The following is a 21240-nucleotide window of genomic DNA, read 5'->3' as shown; positions in this document are numbered from 1 at the left end:
ATACATTGTCATGTATTTAGCGCCTGTAATTGTTAAAGCAAATTGAAGTTAATGATTGGTGGCAGTCTGCTTTTGGGTAAGACTCGAGTTGAGAGTTGGATTGCTCCGGAGTAGCACCATATTTATGGGGAAAATTCCCAAATAGGGTAGAGCAAAGTCGGAGCCATGCCTGACGCTGCTTTGAGCTTACCAATAAGCTCAATGTAACTTGACTAAGCCGGCTACCTAAGGCATAACTGTAATGCGATCACTGAGAATTTTCATTCGAATGAGGAGAAAGGAAGCTGCAATAAAGTTTCCGAAACCGAGGGGCTTGGGTTCGAGCCCCATATTCCACCCCAACAATAAAGCGGCTTCAAAGAAGCCGCTTTATATAAATTTAAGTCAAACATAGCATTGTGGTTAACACGCTGATTAAGGGGCTTGATCGTGATCAGCTGCCTTGGAAAATCATCGCCAACCCAGTGCAGGGGCAACGTGCTCCAGGATAGCAGATAATACATGGATATTATAATCAACACCAAGGGTGTTCGGTATAGTCAGTAATAGCGTATCAGCTTCTTGTATGGCTTCATCCTGTGCTAGTTCCTTGATGAGCTGATCCGGTTCAGCAGCATAGCTTCGACCGAAGACCGCACGTTTATCCGCTTCAATATAGCCAAAGCTATCTGCTCCTTTTCCCTGCTGACCGAAATAATACCTGTCCTGCTCGTTAACGAGCGCGAAGATCGAACGGCTTATGGAAACCCTGGGTTCACGCTGATGTCCGGCTTTCTTCCAGGCTTCCTTATAAAGTCTAATCTGCTCCGCCTGCTGGATATGGAAAGGTTTGCCATTTTCGTCAAATTTCAGCGTTGAACTTTGGAGGTTCATGCCGTTCTCTGCAGCCCAAACTGCGGTGGCATTAGAGGCCGCTCCCCACCAGATACGTTCTCTCAGTCCATCGGAATATGGCTCCAGGCGTAATAGACCCGGCGGATTTGGAAACATAGGGTTAGGATTGGGTTGGGCAAATCCGTGGCCTTTTAAACGTTCTAAAAATTCCATTGCTTTTTTTCGCCCCATATCAGCATCGGTTTCTCCCGGTTCAGGTTGATAACCAAAGTGACGCCAGCCTTCGATGACTTGCTCAGGCGAACCCCGGCTAATCCCAAGTTGCAAGCGGCCACCAGAAATGAGGTCCGCGGCACCAGCATCTTCCACCATATATAGCGGGTTTTCATAGCGCATATCAATGACGCCTGTCCCAATCTCTATCTTGTTGGTTTTTGCCCCAATAGCAGAAAGTAGTGGAAATGGCGATGCTAACTGCCGCGCAAAATGATGCACCCTAAAATAGGCGCCATCCAAACCTAGTTCTTCTGCGGCAACAGCCAGGTCTATGGATTGTAGTAAGGTGTCGCCAGCATTACGAGTCTGATAAGAGGGATGGTCAGACCAATGTCCGAATGATAAAAATCCTATTTTCTTCATTTGATTACATGATTGATAACCAAATGTAAGTATACCTCAGGCGCGTAGCGGTCACAGCTCAGTCAAAACGATGATTAAGACTTATGCGATTGGGGATGCACAACGCGACCTTAGCGCAGTTCAAATTCTGGCAGTTTATTTTTTCAGCAGATCGAATAGTTCTGTATTGATATATATGATCTCCTTCCAGACTTTTTTAGATTGCAATATTCCAATTTTTTCTAATCCGTTGAGGTATTTTGAAGCGGTTAACCTGGATACCTTAAGCCTATCAGTTACAAATTCAATTTTACAGTAGGGTTGCTCAAATAGCAACTCTAATAATTCCTTATTATATAGCTTGGATGCCTCTTCTTTTATTTTATGCTGTAATTTTAAAAAGAGCTGATTGATAGATTCAATCTGGTCGGTGGTTTGTTTGGAAGTATCCTCGATTGCTTTTAGAATAAATAATATCCATTCCTCCCAATTGTCCTTTGTCTTCACTTCTCCAAGTAATCTATAGTAGTCAGGTTTATTTTTTATTACATAATCGCTTAAATAAAGTACAGGACTATCTAAAAGCCCATGCAAGCATAAATAAAGAACGTTGATAATTCTTCCGGTCCTGCCGTTACCATCATAAAATGGATGTATACTTTCAAACTGATAATGTTGAATGGCGAGTTTAATTAATGGAGAAAGTTGATCAGTTTCGTTTATATACTCCTCTAAGTTTTTCATTAACGTTAGGATTGTATTATAATCATCCGGTGGCGTATAAATAACGTCACCAGTAACAGCATTTTTTAATGAGGTGCCGGGCAATCTTCTAAGTCCGGCTTTATTCTCTTCCAATATTTCCTGTATAGCTATTATTCCATTAGTGGTCAAAAAGCCTTTTTCCATGATCATTTTATATCCTGCAAGCATAGCTTCTCTGTAGCGTAATACTTCCTTAGTAGCATGATCTATTTGTGTTCCAGTTGCAGATAATGCTTGGTATAGTTTGTCATGAGTAGTAATTACGTTCTCAATCTCAGAACTCATACGAGCTTCCTTAAGTATCACGGCGTTCAATAGTATGGAAGGATTAGGAAGTGTATAAGCTAACCCTTTTAATTTGGCAAGCGCTATTGATGATTGCACAACTTGTCTTAAGATAGGGATTGTCTCCACTTTATTTTGATGAGGAGGCAATAATGGCAATTCATTGAACGGAACGTCACTCTTCAGTTTAGCTAATTTTTTCATGCAAAGTTTTTATCCATGACACATCTATCATGTAAAGATAATTCATTTTTTTATACATGACAACTTAATTATGGAAAGATTATATACATGATGTTTTTTTAGAACTGGTATTTCGGTAACATCTTAAGTTATCTTTGAATTTATAAGACGTAAGAGCTCGTATTGGTTTTTTGTCATACAGTTACGCATGATCTCTTAAAATAGTGGAAAGGCATTTGAAGTTGATGACTAGATCTGAATCTAATTTTAAGAACGACCCAAAAAGTCAAGAAACAAAAAAAGCGGCTTCGAAGAAGCCGCTTTACTGATGGGGTGGAATATGGGGCTCGAACCCACGACCCTCGGTACCACAAACCGATGCTCTAACCAACTGAGCTAAAACCACCATTTATTTCAGTGTGACAAAAGTACAAAGTTTTGTCGATTATTCAAATTTATTTAAAAATTTTAAACCATAAATCAGTAATTAATTCACGCTCAGGGGGATTAATTTAAACTTTTTTGTTTTTTCTTCTAATATCCCCTAGGGAAAAAGAATGTTTAAACTTTTATTATTAAGAAAAGTTAATTACATTTGAAGGTACCCTTTAGGGGGTATGTTTTTCATAGGTAGATGTAGGGCCGGATATTCGTATCCGGCTCTTTTTTTTGCCTAAAGGTTGTATCTTTAACCCATCTATGGGTAAAAAGAAAATCATTGTAGCCATTACTGGTGCCAGCGGCTCCATTTATGCCAAACTATTATTAGATAATTTACAGTTACTTTCTGCTCAAATTGAAAAGGTAGGGGTGGTCATGTCTGATAATGCCAAGGAAGTGTGGCAGTTTGAGCTTGGCAACGACGACTATAAACAATATAGTTTTGATTTCTACCAGAAAATGGACTTCAACGCACCCTTTGCATCTGGTTCGGCCAAATACGATACCATGATCATCATCCCTTGCTCTATGGGCACCCTGGGTAGAATTGCACATGGAATTTCTAACGACTTAATATCCCGCGCAGCAGATGTGGTGTTAAAAGAACGCCGTAAATTAATTGCCGTAGTGCGCGATACCCCTTTCAGTTTAATTCACCTCAACAACATGAAAGTTGTGACAGAAGCCGGAGGCATCATTTGTCCGGCAAACCCTTCCTTTTACAACCTCCCGAAAACTATTGCTGATGTGGCACAAACCGTGGTGAGTAGGGTGATTGACCTGGCGGGTTTATCGCAGGACAGTTACCGCTGGAACGAGTAAAATTATCTAATTTTTACAAACCCCCGGGTGCTTTACAAGTGATAACACATTCAAATCTGTATCTTTGCGGTCTTTATTTAGTTGAAACTATAATCAGACTGGGGCTTTAAAAGCAATGGCTTATCGTAGTTTATGGCTTGGAAAGACAATATATACTGATCGCTAGATGATCAATGAAATCATATCTTACTAATGAACAAAGTTGCATTTTATACCTTAGGTTGTAAGTTAAACTTCTCTGAAACTTCAACCATCGGACGTCTATTTACCGATGCCGGTTATGCTGTAGTAGATTTTACTGCTGGTGCCGACGTTTATGTAATCAATACATGTTCTGTAACAGAACATGCCGATAAAAAATGTCGAAAGGTAGTTAAGGAGGCGTTGAAATACTCGCCAAATGCTTATATCACCATTGTAGGGTGTTACGCACAATTGAAACCTACCGAGATTGCAGAAATTGAAGGGGTAGATATGGTGCTTGGCGCAGCTGAAAAATTCAGGATTGTGGAATATATTACAGACCTGACTAAAAATCCTAAAGCAGTTGTTCATCAACAAAACATCGAAAAAGTAAACCATAACTTTATTGCAGCCTATTCCATTGGCGATCGTACCCGAACTTTCTTGAAAGTACAAGATGGTTGCGATTACCCATGTACCTATTGTACCATTCCCCTTGCCCGTGGTGGCAGTAGGAGCGATACTATAGAAAATGTGGTCAATCGTGCGCAACAAATTGCCGCCAGCGGTGTGAAAGAAATCGTATTAACAGGGGTAAACCTGGGTGATTTTGGCATCCGTAATGGCGAACGTGAAGATAAATTCTTTGACCTGGTTAAAGCACTGGACGAAGTAGAAGGCATCGAAAGAATCCGGATTTCTTCTATAGAACCTAATTTATTGAGCAACGAGATCATCAGTTTCGTGGCCAGCTCGAAAAGATTCGTTCCACACTTTCATATCCCATTACAATCAGGTTCCAATAAAATATTGGGCTTAATGCGCAGGCGTTACCAGCGCGAATTATACACTGAGCGTGTAGCTACCATTAAAGCATTGATTCCAAATTGCTGCATCGGCGTTGATGTGATTGTTGGTTTTCCAGGCGAGACACATGAAGATTTCCTGGATACCTACCAGTTTCTCAATGAACTCGACATTTCTTACCTGCATGTATTTACCTATTCGGAGCGCGAGCAAACTGCAGCGGCCGAAATGGATGGGCGTGTAGCAGGTAGCACACGTGCTGATCGCAATAAAATGCTTCACATTCTGTCTGACAAAAAGAGGCGTGCTTTTTACGAATCTCAATTGGGATCTGTGGGTGAGGTACTTTTTGAAGACGATCAAAAAAGTGGTTTTATGCATGGTTTTACTAAAAACTATGTGAAAGTAAGGGCAAAATATGATCCGGTTATGGTGAATGAAATTAAAGCCGTAAACCTGGTTGCCATCACCGCTGATGGGGAGGTAGAAGTTACCGAATGCGAGCAAGTTTTAGCGCATTAATACTATATTCGCATAAAACTTATATTTACGTATGTTTCCTACTGTATCGCATTTTATAGAATACCTTTTTGGTGTCCAGATTCCACTTCCTTTTAATACTTTCGGTGTTTTTGTAGCGCTGGCCTTTGTGGCTGGTTACTGGGCATTTACCAAAGAACTAAAACGTAAGGAAGCACAGGGTTTACTGCATCCGGTAAAAAAAACCATATTAATTGGTCAGCCGGCAACCACATCAGAAATGGTTTCCAACGCCATATTTGGGTTTTTAATCGGTTATAAACTCGTTTATGCCCTCATCAATTACCAGTTGTTTGTTAGCGATGCGCAAACCGTTCTCCTTTCTTTAAAAGGAAACTTGCTTGGAGGTTTGTTTTTTGCCGGTTTATTCGTTTACTGGGATTATAAGGAAAAAGGGAAACACCAGCTTGTACAACCTAAAAAAGTTGTGGTCACCGAACACCCATACCAGTTAATGGGGCATTTGATTGTTTGGGCTGCGGTTTGGGGTTTCCTGGGTGCAAAAATATTCGACAATTTAGAACACTGGGATACCTTTATACAGGATCCGATAGGTGGTTTATTATCTTTTAGTGGTTTAACTTTTTATGGCGGTCTCCTTTGTGGTGGTGCAGCAGTAATTATTATTGCCCGTAAAAACGGCATCAAACCTTTACACATGCTCGATGTGGGTAGTCCGGGTATGATGTTGGCCTATTGTGTAGGTAGAATTGGCTGCCAAATGTCTGGCGATGGTGATTGGGGTATCGTTAATACCAGCCCTAAACCGGTGAGCTGGATGCCAGATTGGCTATGGGCTTCTACCTATCCTAATAATGTGGCGAATGAAGGTGTGCCAATTCCAGGCTGTGTTGGCCGCTTTTGTAACGAATTACCCTTGCCGGTATTTCCTACTCCAGTGTATGAAGTCATTGCATGTTTTATACTTTTCCTTATTTTATGGCGCATCAGGCCATACATTAAAGTTCCAGGAATGATGTTTGGTATTTACCTGATGTTAAATGGTATGGAAAGATTCTTCATCGAATTAATTCGGGTTAACTCTAAATATAACGTTGCCGGCATACAATTTACGCAGGCGGAACTTATCTCATCTATTTTATTTATTACTGGTCTGGCGTTTGTTTTGTATACTCACAAAAACAGAGAGAAACTTGCTGCCTATTAAAATATAAGCCGTTGAATTACGAATTATTGTGTACCAAGGTGATCGCGATTACACGATTAACCGGTAATTTTATTAGAAAAGAGTCGATGAACTTCGATGCTGGAAAAATTGAATTCAAAGGATTGAATGACCTGGTATCTTATGTAGACAAAACTGCTGAAATGCATTTGGTCGACAACCTATCGGTATTAATTCCTGAGGCTGGTTTCACTACCGAAGAGGAAACGATTAACAGCAGGGGCGAGGTGTTTAACTGGATTATCGATCCTTTAGATGGGACCACCAACTTTATACATGGTGTGCCCACTTATTCCATCAGCATTGCCTTATATGAATATGACCTGCCGGTTTTAGGTGTGGTTTATGAAATAAACCGTGGTGAAATGTTTTACACCTATAAAGGTGGAAAGGCTTATCTTAATCATAAAGAAATCTCGGTGTCACCCTGTCATAAAATGGAGGGAAGTTTACTGGCCACTGGTTTTCCGTACTATGATTTTGAGAAACAGGAACAATACCTGAAGCTCTTTGCCGAAGTCATGCGCAAGTGTCATGGCATTAGAAGAATTGGTTCGGCAGCCGTTGATTTAGCTTATGTAGCTTGTGGACGGTTTGAAGCTTTTTTTGAATACAACTTAAATACTTGGGATGTTGCAGCAGGTGCTTACCTGGTTCAACAGGCAGGTGGCCGGATCATGAACTTTAGCGGCGGACCGGAGTTTACACAAACCAGAGAAATTTTAGCGACCAATGGGCTAATTGACCAGGAACTCCTGGAAATTATCGACCGGAATTTTAATCAATAATTGTAATTAATTTGGGCAAGCAAGGCTTTTCAATATCCTGAAAATAGCTTGACCACGGCAGATTTATTCAGGGATAGTATTTCCATCGTTCGTAACGACCAGAATAATCGGTATACCTGTTAACAAGATAAGAAATTTAACAAAAAAGGGCAGCTATTTACAAGAAATAGCTGCCCTTTCGATTACTTTAATTACAAAGCTTCAGATACCACTTCTTTGACTTCAGGTACCATTCTTTGTAATAGATTCTGGATACCCGATTTTAAGGTGATGGTAGAAGATGGGCAGCCACTGCAAGAACCTCTTAGTTCTACGGTAACCACACCTTCATCAAATGATTTAAAACTGATGGCACCGCCATCTTGCTCTACCGCAGGGCGTACATAATCATTTAAAATCTGTTGTATTTTAATTTCAAGGTCTGTTCCTTCAAAGCTAACCGGTTCAGAGGTTTCTTCCTTGATTTTATATTCTGATTCTACTGCGCCTTTGACGAACTCCTTTAAAATGGGTTCAACATCTGGCCATTCCACATCTTCGGTCTTGGTGATGGTGACGAAGTTACTGGCAAAGAATACACCATTAACGAAATTAAACTTAAACAATTCCTTAGCAAATGGAGAATGTTCAGCTGCTTCCTTTGTTGCAAAATCCTCGCTTCCATTGATCAATAACTTATTGACCATGAATTTCATTGTAGCAGGATTTGGAGTTTGTTCTGTATATACGTTGATCGTCATTGTCTTTTTTTTTAACAAAAATAAATAATCTATACATGTCAAGTGAAATTCACTTGTCTGTTTAAGGTCATTATATCTTAAAACACCCCTGTGTAGTTATAGGGGGTGATTTGCTTCAGTTCTTCCTTCAGTGCTGCGCTTATCTTTAAGCCATCAATAAACACGGCCATAGTGTCGGCAGTAATCTTCTGGTTGGTGCGGGTGAGGTCTTTTAAGGCTTCGTATGGATTTGGGTAGGCTTCTCTGCGTAAAATGGTTTGAATGGCTTCTGCAACCACCGCCCAGTTGTTTTCTAAATCTGCGGTAATGACTTCTTCATTCAATAGTATTTTATTCAACCCTTTAAGGGTCGAAGAGATCGAGATTACGGTATGAGCCATTGGTACACCAACATTTCTCAATACTGTAGAATCGGTTAGGTCCCGTTGTAAACGGGAGATCGGTAGTTTAGCAGCAAAAAATTCAAATAAGGCGTTGGCTAAACCAGCATTACCTTCAGCATTTTCGAAATCAATAGGGTTCACCTTATGTGGCATGGCCGATGAACCAACTTCACCTTCTTTAATTTTTTGTTTAAAATAATTTTTAGAGATGTAAGTCCAGATATCTCTGTCCAGATCAATAATGATGTTGTTGATTCTTTTTAAAGCATCGCATTGTGCAGCAAATTGATCATAATGCTCAATTTGTGTGGTGTGTTGTGCACGATTTAAGCCTAAGGTATTGTTAACAAAGTTGTTAGAAAAATCTACCCAGTTTGTAGCCGGATAAGCAATATGGTGTGCATTAAAGTTTCCGGTAGCTCCGCCAAATTTAGCGTTATTAGGAATAGTTTTGAGGCTGTTTAACTGGATCTCTAAACGTTCGGCAAAAACCAGGAACTCTTTACCCAATTTAGTAGGAGAGGCAGGTTGGCCATGGGTATGTGCCAATAAAGGAACATCTTTCCACGCAGTGGCCAATTCTTTTAATTTTTCTATTAACGAAGAGATCTTAGGATAGTACACTTCATTTAAAGCTAATTTAAAGGTGTAGGGTATGGCGGTATTGTTGATATCCTGAGAAGTAAGGCCAAAATGAATAAACTCTTTAAAATCAGGAAAGCCTAAATCATCAAACTTCTTTTTGATAAAGTATTCCACAGCTTTAACATCGTGGTTGGTCACTTTTTCTGTGTCCTTGATTTCCTGTGCGTCAGTTTCTCCGAAATTCAGATATACTTCGCGCAGCTTATTGTAATTGGCTTTATCAAATGCGGTTAAACCAGGTAAATTGATATCGCAAAGGGCGATAAAATATTCAATTTCTACAAAGACTCTATATTTAATTAAGCCATATTCAGAAAAATATTGTGCTAAATCCTGCGTTGTATTTCTATAACGTCCATCAACCGGAGATATAGCTTGAAGTGGAGATAAATTCATGAAAGGGAAATGTTTTACTTCGTAAAGGTAACATTTATTAAGGGAAATGGGTAAAGCCGGGGAAGCTAAATGGGAAGTAAAGGGCATAAAAAAGGCCTTGAGTAAACCCAAGGCCCTTTTTGAAAAGTTAATTTTGACTAGTGAGCTACTTCAGTAGTAGTAGTTTCAACTTTAACTGTAGTATCTTGAACTGTTGAATCATTGATGTTAGTATCAACTGCGTTAGTATCAGTAACGATCATTGAAGAATCAGTAAGTGTAGTATCTGCACCTGAATCAGTTGATTCTGAGTTACATGCTGCTACTGATAAAGATACTGCTAAAGCTAAAAAGCCAAATTTAAATAAGTTTTTCATTCTAATTTCCGTTTAAATAATTAATTAATTTTACAAGTTAATACCGGTAATTCTAAAAGGTAACCCTAGGTTTGTAAAAAAAAATAAAAATAATTTTTTCATCCCTTTTGGATAGCTCCTTTTAAACTGGATACCGATTTTAATTGGGGCAAAAGTAATTTTTTTATTTATAATTGGGTTACCATTCACATATAAAAGTATTAATTGGTGAGTAAAACGTTAAGCAATTTAATTCCATCAGATAGAGAAGTAGTTTTAGGAATTCTAAATAACTCGGAGGACGCGCTTAATAAATTGTATGTTGGGTATTTCCCGATGATCCTGCAATTTATTTTGAAAAACAACGGGGATGAAGATGATGCAAAAGATGTTTACCAGGAAGCGATTATTGTTTTATACAACAAGATTAAGAGCGGTGAATTTGAATTAAGCAGTAAACTAAAGACTTATATCTATTCCGTTTGTCGGCGGATATGGCTTAAAAAACTTTCAAAAGAAAGTAAAAAAGCGGTAAACGTGGCAGATTTTGAAGATATTGAAGCGGTGGAAACCGACCTGGAGTTACATGAGGAAAAGGACAGGCAGTTTGAAAAAATGCAGTCTGCCCTTGTACATCTGGGTGAGCCTTGTAAAACGATTATTCAGGACTTTTATATTAATAATTTATCCATGCAGGAGATATCGGAGAAATTCGGCTATACCAATACGGATAATGCGAAAACGCAGAAATATAAATGTCTACAACGGTTAAAGAAATTGTTTTTTCAAACATAAACACGAAATGAGAAACGAACTAGCGTTAGAAGTCATTATTGAAGATTACCTGGCCGGCAAGCTTTCAGCAGAAGAAGCTAAGGCTTTTGAACAATTGCGGGTCAATGATCCTTCGGTTGATCATAAGGTGGTTGCTCACCAGGTGTTCATCGCGTCGTTGAAAGATTATGGTAGGGTGTCATCATTGAAGGAACAGATGAATGCTATTCACGCTTCGATGGATGTGCCAGCTTTAACTGAAGCACTTCAACCAAAACCTTCTTTCCTCCTACAGTTGTGGAAAAACAATAAATCGGCCCTCGCGGTAGCGGCTTCATTTGCCTTGCTAGCCATGGTGTCCATCTATTCCATTCAACATAATACCAAACAAAATGGTAGTTATGAGGTGATGAGCCGTGAGTTGGTGAAAATCAAAAATTCACAAAATAACCTGATCAGGAACCTGAAAAATACCAAGACAACAAATGCTCCGGTAAATCCGGCTAAAGTTGGCGGTACTGGTTTTGCCTTGACCACCAATGGTTATATCTGTACAAACCTGCATGTGATTAATGGTGCTGATTCTGTGTATGTACAAAACAGTAAAGGCGATGCCTATAAAGCGAAAGTGGTTTACCAGGATCCGCAGTATGACCTAGCCATTATAAAAATAGTTGATCAGAACTTCTCAACCTTGTCTACCCTTCCTTACAAATTAAGAAGTAATAATATAGGCATGGGGGAAAATGTATATACACTGGGTTTCCCTAAAGACGATGCCGTATTAGGTGAAGGTTATGTGAGTTCGAAAACCGGCCATGGTGGTGATACAACTGCATATCAGGTGTCTATACCGGTTAATCCTGGAAACAGTGGGGGCCCGTTACTTGATAACCTGGGTAATGTGATTGGGGTAATCAGTGCGAGAGAATACCAGGTTGATGGAGCTGCGTTTGCAGTTAAATCAAAATATATTCTGGAAGCCTTAGCTGCCATACCACAGGATTCCTTAGGTAAAAAAGTAACCTCCATTAAGAAAAGTCCATTGTTAGGTTTGACAAGAACCAAGCAGATTGAGAAAATAGAGGATTATGTGTTTATGATTAAAGTGTATAACTAAATCACTACACATATTTAGCACAATCCCCGTAACCTGTTGGTTTCGGGGATTTTTTTTGTCTAGATTTATTTTGGCTGTTTATAGGGTGTTAGAATAGGGGCTTTAGGTGATCATAACATTTTTGTGTAAACCAGCTGTTTTATTCAAATAGTATACTAAATTTGTAGTAATTAATTAAATAGCTTTGACATTAATAAAATAGATTATGAGTTTAAGAATAGGAGATGTAGCGCCGAATTTTCAAGCAGAAACATCGATTGGTAAAATTGACTTTTATGAATTTTTAGGAGATAGCTGGGGAGTATTATTTTCTCACCCTGCAGATTATACACCGGTTTGTACTACTGAACTTGGTCGTACGGCTGCCCTTAAAGATGAATTTGCAAAAAGAGATGTGAAAGTATTGGCGCTTAGTGTAGATTCTGCGGAGTCTCATAAAGGCTGGATTAACGACATTAACGAAACGCAAAACACAAATGTAGAGTTCCCTATAATTGCAGATGAAGACCGTACCATAGCTGATCTTTATGACATGATCCATCCTAATGCTTCGGAAACATTAACCGTGCGATCGTTATTTATTATTTCTCCAGATAAAAAAGTAAAGTTGATGCTGACCTACCCTGCCTCTACGGGAAGAAACTTTAATGAAGTGATTCGTGTAATTGATTCTTTGCAATTGACAGCCAATCATAGTGTAGCTACTCCTGCTGACTGGCAAGATGGGGAAGATGTGATTGTAATGAATAGCATTAAAACAGAAGATATTCCTGCTCGCTTTCCGAAAGGCTATACCGAGGTTAAACCTTACTTGAGAACAACACCACAACCAAATAAATAATTATTTCATTTATTTTTGGTTTAGTTCAATTAAAATGATAATTTTAGTTACCAAGATAAAATTTATTATTTATTTAAGACTAAAATTATGAATACCGGGAAAGTAAAATGGTTTAATTCGGAAAAAGGGTATGGGTTTATTGTTTATGAAAACAACAAAGACATTTTTGTACACTTTAAAGATGTGCAGGGAGGCATTGATAGCCTAAAAGAAAACGATGCTGTTGAATTCGATATAGCAGAGGGACAAAAAGGTTATCAAGCGGTAAGGGTTAGGAAGTACAACTAACTCGGCAAGCCCTTAAAAAGAGACGCTCTTCCAATCAATGGAAGGGCGTTTTTTGTTAATAAAATTGTAGTAATTTGGCTTTTATAATTAGGGCACTTACTATTTTCGTTTTAGTAAAGATTAGGAAGTCGTCTTTTGCTGGTTTGATGTTGTATTTTTTTGCCAGCTGTGCTGGTTTGTCTGGGTAGCTCCGAACAATGATATTTGCCCTGATATTTTTTTCTTTTTTTAATGCTGCCGAACTCATCATTTCTTCCACATTGAATATCCTTCCCGGAAATTCTGGTTTAAATAAATCAGCTGTATAGAGTTGCGTCTGCTCATGTAGTTTCTCCAGACCATAAGCTTCCGCAATAACGTTAAAACCGCCGCTTTTAAGTAAAGCCACGTCAGGTTCATAGATGTAAGTGCGCAGGCGGTCAGCAAATGTTATTTCCGCACGCTGGTCCATCCTCATCTTAAACTTTTTGATGGTATCGTTAATGGTGACACAAATAAGGTTTACCTCGGTCGTAGGAGTGTTATCAAGGACAAATAGTAATTCTTTACATTCGTTCTTCGTGCTAACAATATGTACTTCTTTTACGTGTTTTAATTCTTTCAGTCCAGCGCTAAGGTCCAGCAGGGGCGAAGTTTTAATGATTACCTGTTTGCCTTTACTGAGCAACAAATCCATGTGTCCGACAACATTTGGCGTACAGTCTTTAAGCATAAATACTTTTCCAAGTTCACTTCTTCTCGCTGGGTCAATGTATATGGTATCGAAGGTTTCTTCAGTTTCCTGCAAAAAGGCAATACCGTCGGTTGCCAGAAAACTCATACGGTCTGCACCGAGTATTGACGCATTGTGCGCGGCAATACCAGACAGCTCTTCGTTAATTTCGCAATGTATAACTTTTGCCGCTTTTTGAGCAAAGTAGAAGCTATCTACCCCAAAGCCCCCGGTAATGTCAATTATATTCCCTGTACCAACGAGTTCTGCTTTGTAAGCTGCCGTTTTCTCTGAGGAGGTTTGCTCTATAGAAAGGGCTGTAGGGTAATAAATAAAATCTTTATGATACCAGCTGGGGAGCTTCTTCTCTGCTTTGTTTTTAGCCGTAATCTGACTGGCAAGTTCTTGTGCCGTAACGTCATTAAATGGGCTTTTAGCCATAGCAAGCTGATGTACATCAACCTGTAAATGGGTGTTGATATATTCCTGAACTTCTGGTTTTAATATTTCCTTATTCAACAGAACTGGGGTTATATATAATTTTATATTGATTTCAATGGCGATGAGCTATCAAAAGGCTATGATGATTTCATAAGGATTTGGCAGGTATTACGGCTCTTAACTTCCAATAAAATTTCTTTATTGGCTGCCACACGGGTAATGGTGTCCTTGTTGTAATACCTGATGGTAACCAGTTCTAAACCAGTGTTGTATTTTACATGGTATTTTTCCTTTAGGCCGTTTATTAAGTTCTTAATCTTCAGCTCATCATGGTCTACACTTACTGAAAAGCTTAGGGCTGAATTTAACATGGTATTAACCTTGACTTTGTGTTTATGGAAGATGTTGAAAATGTCGCTGAGGCTTTCCTCAATGATGAAGGAGTAGTCTTTAGGAAAGATGGAAATTAACACCTGGTTCATCTTAAAGATGAAAGAGGGCACCGGTTTTTCGGTATGCTGCGCATTGATCACCGTTCCCGGGCGTTGACAATCAATAAACGAGCGAACATAAAGGGGAATATTTTTGTTTTGTAGGGGTTTAATGGTTTTGGGATGTATAATGGTTGCCCCGTAATAAGCCAGTTCAATAGCATCATGATACGAAAGCTGAGGGATCATCTCCGTGTGTTCAAACCATTTCGGATCGGCATTAAGCACACCCGGCACATCTTTCCAAATAGTAAGCGCTGTGGCGTTAAGGCAGGCACTAAAGATGGCTGCTGAATAATCTGAGCCTTCACGGCCAAGGGTGGTGGTAAAATTTTCACTGGTGCCACCTATAAAACCCTGGGTAATGACCACAGCTTTTTCCAATAAAGGAAGTAAATGACGTTGAATTTCCTGGCCTGTCTTTTCCCAGTCCACAAGGGCTTCCCGGTAATTGTTATCGGTTTTAATATAATTACGTGCATCGGCCCAAGTGACGTTCTTTCCTGCTAACTGCAGGTATGCTGCTATAATTTTGGTGGAAGCAACTTCACCGATGGATACTATCTGGTCGTAAATATAGTCTGGTGGATCAATAGCCTCTTCTTCCAATAACCATTCTATTTCAACAAATACATTAGCAACATCGTTAAAAACTGGATGTTGGGCATCTGGGAACAGTTGGTGCATCACTTCGAAGTGGTAAGCCTTAATGTCATCCAGTATTCTGAAACTTTCGTCATTATTACTAATAAAGGCCTGCGTGAGGTATTCAAGGGCATCTGTCATTTTTCCCATGGCTGAAACCACCACCAACAGCTGATCGGCATCTGATTTCAGGATCAGATCGGTTGTGTTTTTAATGGATTTCGCATCACCAACAGATGCACCTCCAAATTTGTAAACTTCCATGTTATTGAATTGCGGGTAGAATTGGATTAGGTTGAAGGATATGTTTTATATCTTCATACGGAATAAACAGTTCGGTCCGGCCAGATGAATATGGCTTTATCTCATAGGAATTGTAAAGAAAAGTGATTCCTTTAGTATTCAGCTTAAAGTTTTCTGGTAATACAAAGATTCCCTTATCGAAAAAATAGTTATCCAAATTTTGTGTAACACTTAGTTTTTCATTTTTTCTAAATATCTGCTCGCCAATTTTAGTTAACTCGGTTTTAGCGCCTGGTTTAACCAAAGAATCGGTTGTCTGTAATTTCAGGGTTTTGGCATTATAATTTTTATAGGTTAATCCTGAATTCATATGGGCACCGCCCACATATTCGATAAAACTATACTGTAAGCCTAGATAGTTATTCCATTGGGGCAACACCTTGATGTTGATATCTCTAAACCAAGTTTGAATGCTGGTTTCGTTGTCTTTTTTGAAATTGTCAAATCCATCAATAAAAGTCCTGACTATTTCCTGGTAAGAATTCGGCTTTTTCTGATCAGGGTTATCCGAAAATAAAGCATTTTGCTCAACAAGCGAGTTGATGGCTACATTGCTAAATACAGGGTAGCTTACTACTGCTTTCGCCGTATCGGTGACCTGTTTATTGCTCGAAAGCGGGGTTTTGCTATATACTTTTACAGAATCGTAGGAATAAGTTAAGGTATCTGCTATTGCTTCTGTAGTTACCTTTCCAGCTGTGTTCGATGTTGTTGTTTTATCTGGTTGTTGCTGGCAGGCCATTAAAATGGAAACCAGGGATACTGCATATATTTTTTTCATAGGTATTATTTTTTTTGCTGAAGCGCTTCTGTCGAAAAAGAAGCATTTAACCATCCAGCTTCAAGGTAGGCGTTGTATTTGTTGTAGAAATTGATGGCCGGTTCATTCCAATCCAGCACTTGCCAGCTCATGCCATTAAAACCTTTATCGCGTGCTTCTTGCATAACGGTTTCAAACAATATTTTACCAATCCCTTTGCCACGATAGTCTTCCGTCACGATGAAATCTTCCAGGTACAAGCGGCAACCCTTCCAGGTAGAGTAACGCGTATAATATAGGGCAAAACCTACTATGCGGCCTTCTACTTCGGCTACAAAGGCTTTCCATACCGGCTGTTCGCCGAAACCTGCGGCTATAAACTCGTCAAGGGTTACTGTTACTTCTTCAGGTGCTTTTTCATAAAGCGCCAGTTCATGGATCAATTCAAGTAGTGCCGGACAATCCGATGCTACTGCGGTGCGTATGTTGATGTTCATTCTGCTTTGTAATGTTTGATTACACGTTTGCCAAATATGTTGCTTCCAATTCTTACCATAGTACTGCCTTCGTCGATAGCCAGTTTGTAATCGGCAGACATGCCCATGGAAAGTTCGGTAAAGTAATCATCCTTGCGGAAATAGGTGACTTTTATACCGTCAAAAAGGACTTTCAGTTCCTGAAACTCATCTCTGATCTGTTTTTCCGATTGTGTATTGGTCGCTATGCCCATTAAACCAACGATTCTGATGTTTTGTAAGGTGGCATATTCTTCAGAACGGAGAATTTCAATGAGCTCGTCATAACCAAGGCCGAACTTGGTATCCTCGTCTGCTATGTAAACCTGTAACAAACAGTCGATTACTCTTTTATTTTTCAGGGCTTGTTTATTGATTTCGATCAGTAGCTTCAGGCTGTCGACCGACTCAATTAAGTTGATGAAAGGGGCAATGTATTTAACTTTATTGGTTTGCAAGTGGCCAATGATATGCCATTCGATATCATCAGGTAATTGCGCCTGTTTTTCTACCAGCTCTTGTACCAGATTTTCGCCAAATACCCTTTGACCGGCCTGGTAAGCTTCCATTACTTCAGAGGCCTCATGAAACTTTGATACAGCGACCAGCTTCGCAGCGGTCCCTTCTAATTCCTTTTTATATTTCAATAAGTTGTCGGCTATGCTCATTTATCAGTATTTTTGGTAAAATTAACAACCTTCGCGCAAAATGCGCTAAGAATTAACAATGTTTAAAGATTAATGAAGAAGATTTTACTCCTGGGGTTTATTTTTGCAGTCATCTTTGGGTGTAAATCTCCAGTCCCTAAAGAGATCATTCAGCCAGATCAAATGCAGAAAATCTTATACGATATGCACCTGGTTGATGGTTATATCAATTCGATCCCCTCACAAGACTCTGCAAAAAGAGTTGCAGCGGCGTATTACAAAGGGGTATACAAAAAATTTGACATCGATTCTGTTAGTTATGCGAAGAGTATGGATTTTTATTACGCTAATCCAGAGCTTATGAATGAGATGTATGTAAAACTGGAAACAGAATTAAAGAAAAACAAAGTGAAAGTAGAAAAGCTACATAACCTAGCCATAGAGAAATTACAAAAGAAAAGACAGGATTCTATAAAAGCAGATTCTATTAAACAGGTGGCTAAACAAAAGAAAGACGCTCTTCAAAAAGACAGCCTCAAAAAGATGTTGAGAAGAAACCTGAAAAGTAAGCCTGGGAAACAAGTGAAAGACGCAAATAATCAATCAACGCTGTAGTCATGTTATATCCGGAGAATTGTTTGGAGCGACTGGGTTTCAACGAAGTGAGAGCACTTATTCATAAAAATTGCTTAAGTCCGATGGGACAGCAAATGGTGAGTAAAATGCAGGTCATGAACAAGTATGACCAGATTAATAAGTTTCTAAGACAGACAAAAGAATTTAAAAGCATCCTGGAAAACCAGGAGCCGCTACAAATCAATGCTTTTTTTGATATAAAGTATTTAGCCGATAAAATAAAGGTAGAAGGAAGTTACCTGGTAGAGGAGGAGTTGTACCAAATGTATACCTCCCTGCAAACGGTATTTTCTGTTATTCGTTTTTTCGACGAGCGCAAAGAAGTATACCCAAACCTGGAAGCCCTATTTGAGCATTTGCCAGTTGAAAAGAACATTCTAAAAAAAATAGAACAGGTTTTAGACCCTAAGGGAAAAATCAGACCGAATGCTTCGCCAACTTTACTACAGATCATAGCTGATATATCGAAAGCAGAACAGGAAGTGCGCCGCCGCATGGACAGCATCTATAAACAAGCGGTTGGAAACAACTGGGTGGCTGATGGCAGTTTAACGGTGCGCGATGGCAGAATCTGTATCCCCATTCTGGCAGAGAATAAGCGTAAACTGAAAGGCTTTATCCATGATGAATCGGCCAGCGGCCAAACTGTTTACATGGAACCTGAAGAGGTGTTTACCCTGAACAATAAATTACGCGACCTGGAGTTTGATAAACGCCGGGAAATAGTAAAAATATTGATTGCGCTGACCACAGAACTTCGTCCGTACACTCCTTTACTATTATCATACCATGGCTTTTTAACCAAATTAGATTTCGTAAGGGCCAAAGCTTTGTTTGCGATAGAAGTGGAAGCTGATATGCCGGTTCTGGTTAAAGAAGCGAAGACCAAGCTGGTAAATGCCCGCCACCCTTTGTTAATGCTTTCCTTTAAGGAAGATAAAAAGACTGTGGTGCCTTTAAATATGCAGATCCACGAGACCTTAAGGGTGTTATTGGTTTCAGGACCCAATGCAGGTGGGAAGTCGGTATGTATGAAAACCGTTGGTTTACTGCAGCTGATGATACAATCTGGGTTACTGATTCCGGTGCATGAGTCTAGTGAAGTTGGGATATTCGATCAGATCTTTGCCGATATTGGTGATGATCAATCTATTGAAAGTGATTTGAGTACCTATAGCGCACATTTAACAAAAATGCGTTATTTCGTTGCACATGCCACACCAAAATCATTGGTATTAATTGATGAATTTGGTACCGGTACGGACCCGCAATTTGGAGGTCCAATGGCCGAAGCGGTATTAGAAGTGTTGAATAATAAAAAGGTAAGAGGGGTGATTACCACCCACTATTCCAACCTTAAATTGTTTGCAGGTAATACGCCAGGACTGGAAAATGCTTCCATGTTATTCGATAACGATAAAATGAAACCCTTATATGTGTTGGAAATTGGAAAGCCGGGAAGTTCCTATGCTTTTGAAATTGCACAGAATATAGGCCTGCAACCGGAGGTTTTAAAACTTGCCCGTGAAAAAACGGGTACCAACCAAAATCGTATTGATAGTTTATTGGTGGATCTTGAACGGGAGAAAAAACAGATTTACGATACCAAGATTTTCTTGTCAACCCAACAGAATAAGGTGAAAAACCTGGTTGCAGAAAACGAGAAGTTAAGGATCTTTCTGGACGAGAACCGCAAAACCATCATGAAGGAAGCGAAGATGGAAGCGCAGGCGATTATTAAAAACGCCAATAAACTGGTGGAGAATACCATTGCTGAAATTAAGGAAAACCAGGCCGATAAAGTAGCAACCAAACAGCTGCGTCAGAAGCTGAACGAAGTGTTGGTGCAAAACCAGGTGAAAGAAGAGAAAAAAGTTGTAGTGACATCGCCAATAGCTTTAAATACACCGATTGCCGTTGGCGACTGGGTGAAACTAAATAACAGCGATACCACAGGCCAGGTGCTGGAAATTAACCGCGATAACCTGGTAGTGGCATTGGGCGACCTGCGATCTGTGCTAAAGAAAAACAGGGTTCAAAAAATAAGTAATACACAGGCAAAAAAGTCAATTCAATCGAGTTCTTACTCGGGTAGTATCTCAGAGGCCATCAGTTCTTTTTCTGCTGAATTGGATCTGCGTGGCCTCCGTGGCGAAGATGCCTTGCAGGAAGTGGAGAAATACCTGGACCGATCGGTTATGATGGGTTTCCCATTTATAAAGATCATTCACGGCAAAGGCGATGGCATCCTTAGGAAAATCATTCGGGAATACCTTAAAAAATATAGTCAGGTTACCCGTGTGGAAGATGAACACCCAGATCGTGGTGGCGATGGCATATCTTATGTCTATTTAAAATAATTGATTTACGGTTAGTTTTTATAATTTAGCCACAAACCAAATATAATGATCAACAAGGTAGTGTCGGGTGCTGCAGAGGCAATCCGTGATATAGAAGATGGTCAGACCCTCATGCTTGGCGGTTTTGGCTTATGTGGTATTCCAGAGAACTGTATTGCTGCACTGGTTAAAAAGCAGGTAAAGGACTTAACCTGTATCTCTAATAATGCCGGGGTAGATAACTTTGGCATCGGACTAATGCTGCAGCAGCGGCAGGTGAAGAAGATGATTTCTTCTTATGTTGGCGAAAATGCAGAATTTGAACGGCAATTATTAAGTGGTGAGCTTGAAGTAGAGCTTATCCCCCAGGGTACACTGGCTACCCGGTGTATGGCTGCTGGTTATGGTATGCCAGCCATTTTTACCCCCGCAGGTGTAGGAACAGAAGTAGCCGAGGGCAAAGAAACACGAAATTTTAATGGTAAGGACTATTTGATGGAATATGCTTTTGAAGCAGATTTTGCATTAGTGAAAGCGTGGAAGGGTGATACTGCTGGTAACCTGATATACAGGTCTACGAGTCGCAACTTTAATCCGGTGATGGCTATGGCAGGTAAAACCACCATAGCGGAGGTTGAAATCCTGGTGGAAGCTGGCGAATTAGATCCCGACCAGGTACATACCCCAGGGGTATTTGTACACCGTATTTTTCAGGGTGCCAATTATGAAAAGAGAATAGAACAACTTACCGTTAGAAAAAGCGATTAAAAGCCCTGT

General features: G+C 39.7%; 21 protein-coding genes and 1 tRNA gene. 11 read left to right on the top strand and 11 right to left on the bottom strand.

Going from position 1 to position 21240, the window contains the following annotated elements; translation table 11 throughout:
• Positions 1–450 precede the first annotated feature (450 nt).
• The 3 genes from IWX76_RS12330 to IWX76_RS12320 form a co-directional block, all read right to left on the bottom strand.
• A complete protein-coding gene (locus IWX76_RS12330; RefSeq protein WP_196860236.1) occupies positions 451–1473 on the bottom strand; it encodes an LLM class flavin-dependent oxidoreductase in 1023 nt (340 codons plus the stop codon).
• A 135-nt stretch (positions 1474–1608) separates the two neighbouring features.
• Complete coding sequence (locus IWX76_RS12325) at positions 1609–2706, bottom strand: Fic family protein (RefSeq protein ID WP_196860235.1); 1098 nt, start codon at positions 2704–2706, stop codon at positions 1609–1611.
• A 308-nt stretch (positions 2707–3014) separates the two neighbouring features.
• Positions 3015–3091, bottom strand: a tRNA-His gene (locus IWX76_RS12320).
• Between the two features lie 293 nt (positions 3092–3384).
• On the opposite strand from IWX76_RS12320, the gene IWX76_RS12315 reads away from it, so the two are divergent.
• The 4 genes from IWX76_RS12315 to IWX76_RS12300 all read left to right on the top strand — a co-directional run bounded on the left by IWX76_RS12315 (position 3385) and on the right by IWX76_RS12300 (position 7452).
• Positions 3385–3948: a UbiX family flavin prenyltransferase gene (locus IWX76_RS12315; RefSeq protein ID WP_196860234.1), complete on the top strand. Its 564-nt coding sequence runs from the start codon at positions 3385–3387 to the stop codon at positions 3946–3948.
• A gap of 192 nt (positions 3949–4140) precedes the next feature.
• The gene (mtaB, locus tag IWX76_RS12310; RefSeq protein ID WP_196860233.1) at positions 4141–5460 is read left to right on the top strand and encodes a tRNA (N(6)-L-threonylcarbamoyladenosine(37)-C(2))-methylthiotransferase MtaB; all 1320 of its coding nucleotides are present in this window, start codon (positions 4141–4143) and stop codon (positions 5458–5460) included.
• A 31-nt stretch (positions 5461–5491) separates the two neighbouring features.
• Complete coding sequence (locus IWX76_RS12305) at positions 5492–6646, top strand: prolipoprotein diacylglyceryl transferase (RefSeq protein WP_196860232.1); 1155 nt, start codon at positions 5492–5494, stop codon at positions 6644–6646.
• 11 nt (positions 6647–6657) lie between these two features.
• Positions 6658–7452: an inositol monophosphatase family protein gene (locus IWX76_RS12300; protein ID WP_196860231.1), complete on the top strand. Its 795-nt coding sequence runs from the start codon at positions 6658–6660 to the stop codon at positions 7450–7452.
• Between the two features lie 191 nt (positions 7453–7643).
• Here IWX76_RS12300 and IWX76_RS12295 read toward each other — a convergent pair whose 3' ends face one another.
• The 3 genes from IWX76_RS12295 to IWX76_RS12285 form a co-directional block, all read right to left on the bottom strand.
• On the bottom strand, positions 7644–8192 hold the full coding sequence (locus IWX76_RS12295) for a NifU family protein (RefSeq protein ID WP_196860230.1): 549 nt from the start codon (positions 8190–8192) through the stop codon (positions 7644–7646).
• Positions 8193–8269: 77 nt separating this feature from the next.
• Positions 8270–9616: an adenylosuccinate lyase gene (purB, locus tag IWX76_RS12290; RefSeq protein ID WP_196860229.1), complete on the bottom strand. Its 1347-nt coding sequence runs from the start codon at positions 9614–9616 to the stop codon at positions 8270–8272.
• A gap of 137 nt (positions 9617–9753) precedes the next feature.
• Complete coding sequence (locus IWX76_RS12285; protein WP_196860228.1) at positions 9754–9972, bottom strand: hypothetical protein; 219 nt, start codon at positions 9970–9972, stop codon at positions 9754–9756.
• Positions 9973–10179: 207 nt separating this feature from the next.
• On the opposite strand from IWX76_RS12285, the gene IWX76_RS12280 reads away from it, so the two are divergent.
• The 4 genes from IWX76_RS12280 to IWX76_RS12265 all read left to right on the top strand — a co-directional run bounded on the left by IWX76_RS12280 (position 10180) and on the right by IWX76_RS12265 (position 12974).
• Complete coding sequence (locus IWX76_RS12280; protein ID WP_196860227.1) at positions 10180–10746, top strand: RNA polymerase sigma factor; 567 nt, start codon at positions 10180–10182, stop codon at positions 10744–10746.
• Positions 10747–10753: 7 nt separating this feature from the next.
• Positions 10754–11845, top strand: a complete 1092-nt coding sequence (locus IWX76_RS12275; RefSeq protein ID WP_196860226.1) for a S1C family serine protease — start codon at positions 10754–10756, stop codon at positions 11843–11845.
• A gap of 205 nt (positions 11846–12050) precedes the next feature.
• Positions 12051–12686 carry a peroxiredoxin gene (locus IWX76_RS12270; RefSeq protein WP_196860225.1) on the top strand — a complete coding sequence of 212 codons (636 nt, stop codon included), beginning with the start codon at positions 12051–12053 and terminating at the stop codon, positions 12684–12686.
• 87 nt (positions 12687–12773) lie between these two features.
• Entirely contained in the window at positions 12774–12974 is a 201-nt protein-coding gene (locus IWX76_RS12265) for a cold-shock protein (RefSeq protein ID WP_196860224.1), read from the top strand.
• 55 nt (positions 12975–13029) lie between these two features.
• Here IWX76_RS12265 and IWX76_RS12260 read toward each other — a convergent pair whose 3' ends face one another.
• From IWX76_RS12260 to IWX76_RS12240, 5 genes are read right to left on the bottom strand one after another with little or no spacing between them, the layout of a single operon-like run.
• Positions 13030–14205: a THUMP-like domain-containing protein gene (locus IWX76_RS12260; RefSeq protein WP_196860223.1), complete on the bottom strand. Its 1176-nt coding sequence runs from the start codon at positions 14203–14205 to the stop codon at positions 13030–13032.
• A 59-nt stretch (positions 14206–14264) separates the two neighbouring features.
• Positions 14265–15527 carry an aspartate kinase gene (locus IWX76_RS12255; protein WP_196860222.1) on the bottom strand — a complete coding sequence of 421 codons (1263 nt, stop codon included), beginning with the start codon at positions 15525–15527 and terminating at the stop codon, positions 14265–14267.
• 1 nt (position 15528) lies between these two features.
• Complete coding sequence (locus tag IWX76_RS12250; protein ID WP_196860221.1) at positions 15529–16347, bottom strand: DUF3298 domain-containing protein; 819 nt, start codon at positions 16345–16347, stop codon at positions 15529–15531.
• A 5-nt stretch (positions 16348–16352) separates the two neighbouring features.
• Positions 16353–16823, bottom strand: coding sequence for a GNAT family N-acetyltransferase (locus tag IWX76_RS12245; RefSeq protein ID WP_196860220.1), 471 nt, complete (start codon positions 16821–16823; stop codon positions 16353–16355).
• The gene (locus IWX76_RS12240; RefSeq protein ID WP_196860219.1) at positions 16820–17509 is read right to left on the bottom strand and encodes a YggS family pyridoxal phosphate-dependent enzyme; all 690 of its coding nucleotides are present in this window, start codon (positions 17507–17509) and stop codon (positions 16820–16822) included. Before IWX76_RS12240 ends, IWX76_RS12245 begins: the two co-directional genes overlap by 4 nt.
• A 72-nt stretch (positions 17510–17581) precedes the next feature.
• Here IWX76_RS12240 and IWX76_RS12235 point away from each other — a divergent pair, with 72 nt between their 5' ends.
• Genes IWX76_RS12235 through IWX76_RS12225 form a run of 3 tightly spaced genes read left to right on the top strand, consistent with a single transcriptional unit; the run spans position 17582 to position 21231 of the window.
• Positions 17582–18103 carry a DUF4296 domain-containing protein gene (locus tag IWX76_RS12235; protein WP_196860218.1) on the top strand — a complete coding sequence of 174 codons (522 nt, stop codon included), beginning with the start codon at positions 17582–17584 and terminating at the stop codon, positions 18101–18103.
• Positions 18104–18105: 2 nt separating this feature from the next.
• A complete protein-coding gene (locus tag IWX76_RS12230; RefSeq protein ID WP_196860217.1) occupies positions 18106–20484 on the top strand; it encodes an endonuclease MutS2 in 2379 nt (792 codons plus the stop codon).
• Positions 20485–20529: 45 nt separating this feature from the next.
• Positions 20530–21231 (top strand): CoA transferase subunit A, encoded by a 702-nt coding sequence (locus tag IWX76_RS12225; RefSeq protein WP_196860216.1) that lies wholly within the window; start codon positions 20530–20532, stop codon positions 21229–21231.
• Positions 21232–21240: the final 9 nt, after the last annotated feature.

This window comes from Pedobacter sp. CAN_A7 (genome assembly GCF_015752175.1).
GTDB lineage: Bacteria > Bacteroidota > Bacteroidia > Sphingobacteriales > Sphingobacteriaceae > Pedobacter.
This window is presented reverse-complemented; position numbering and strand designations above follow the sequence as displayed.

Bases quoted from the DNA above. Each gene is read 5' to 3' on its own strand.
- IWX76_RS12330 (WP_196860236.1), bottom strand. From the start codon at position 1,473: ATGAAGAAAATAGGATTTTTATCATTCGGACATTGGTCTGACCATCCC.
- IWX76_RS12325 (WP_196860235.1), bottom strand. From the start codon at position 2,706: ATGAAAAAATTAGCTAAACTGAAGAGTGACGTTCCGTTCAATGAATTG.
- IWX76_RS12315 (WP_196860234.1), top strand. From the start codon at position 3,385: ATGGGTAAAAAGAAAATCATTGTAGCCATTACTGGTGCCAGCGGCTCC.
- mtaB (WP_196860233.1), top strand. From the start codon at position 4,141: ATGAACAAAGTTGCATTTTATACCTTAGGTTGTAAGTTAAACTTCTCT.
- IWX76_RS12305 (WP_196860232.1), top strand. From the start codon at position 5,492: ATGTTTCCTACTGTATCGCATTTTATAGAATACCTTTTTGGTGTCCAG.
- IWX76_RS12295 (WP_196860230.1), bottom strand. From the start codon at position 8,192: ATGACGATCAACGTATATACAGAACAAACTCCAAATCCTGCTACAATG.
- purB (WP_196860229.1), bottom strand. From the start codon at position 9,616: ATGAATTTATCTCCACTTCAAGCTATATCTCCGGTTGATGGACGTTAT.
- IWX76_RS12285 (WP_196860228.1), bottom strand. From the start codon at position 9,972: ATGAAAAACTTATTTAAATTTGGCTTTTTAGCTTTAGCAGTATCTTTA.
- IWX76_RS12275 (WP_196860226.1), top strand. From the start codon at position 10,754: ATGAGAAACGAACTAGCGTTAGAAGTCATTATTGAAGATTACCTGGCC.
- IWX76_RS12270 (WP_196860225.1), top strand. From the start codon at position 12,051: ATGAGTTTAAGAATAGGAGATGTAGCGCCGAATTTTCAAGCAGAAACA.
- IWX76_RS12265 (WP_196860224.1), top strand. From the start codon at position 12,774: ATGAATACCGGGAAAGTAAAATGGTTTAATTCGGAAAAAGGGTATGGG.
- IWX76_RS12255 (WP_196860222.1), bottom strand. From the start codon at position 15,527: ATGGAAGTTTACAAATTTGGAGGTGCATCTGTTGGTGATGCGAAATCC.
- IWX76_RS12250 (WP_196860221.1), bottom strand. From the start codon at position 16,347: ATGAAAAAAATATATGCAGTATCCCTGGTTTCCATTTTAATGGCCTGC.
- IWX76_RS12245 (WP_196860220.1), bottom strand. From the start codon at position 16,823: ATGAACATCAACATACGCACCGCAGTAGCATCGGATTGTCCGGCACTA.
- IWX76_RS12240 (WP_196860219.1), bottom strand. From the start codon at position 17,509: ATGAGCATAGCCGACAACTTATTGAAATATAAAAAGGAATTAGAAGGG.
- IWX76_RS12235 (WP_196860218.1), top strand. From the start codon at position 17,582: ATGAAGAAGATTTTACTCCTGGGGTTTATTTTTGCAGTCATCTTTGGG.
- IWX76_RS12230 (WP_196860217.1), top strand. From the start codon at position 18,106: ATGTTATATCCGGAGAATTGTTTGGAGCGACTGGGTTTCAACGAAGTG.
- IWX76_RS12225 (WP_196860216.1), top strand. From the start codon at position 20,530: ATGATCAACAAGGTAGTGTCGGGTGCTGCAGAGGCAATCCGTGATATA.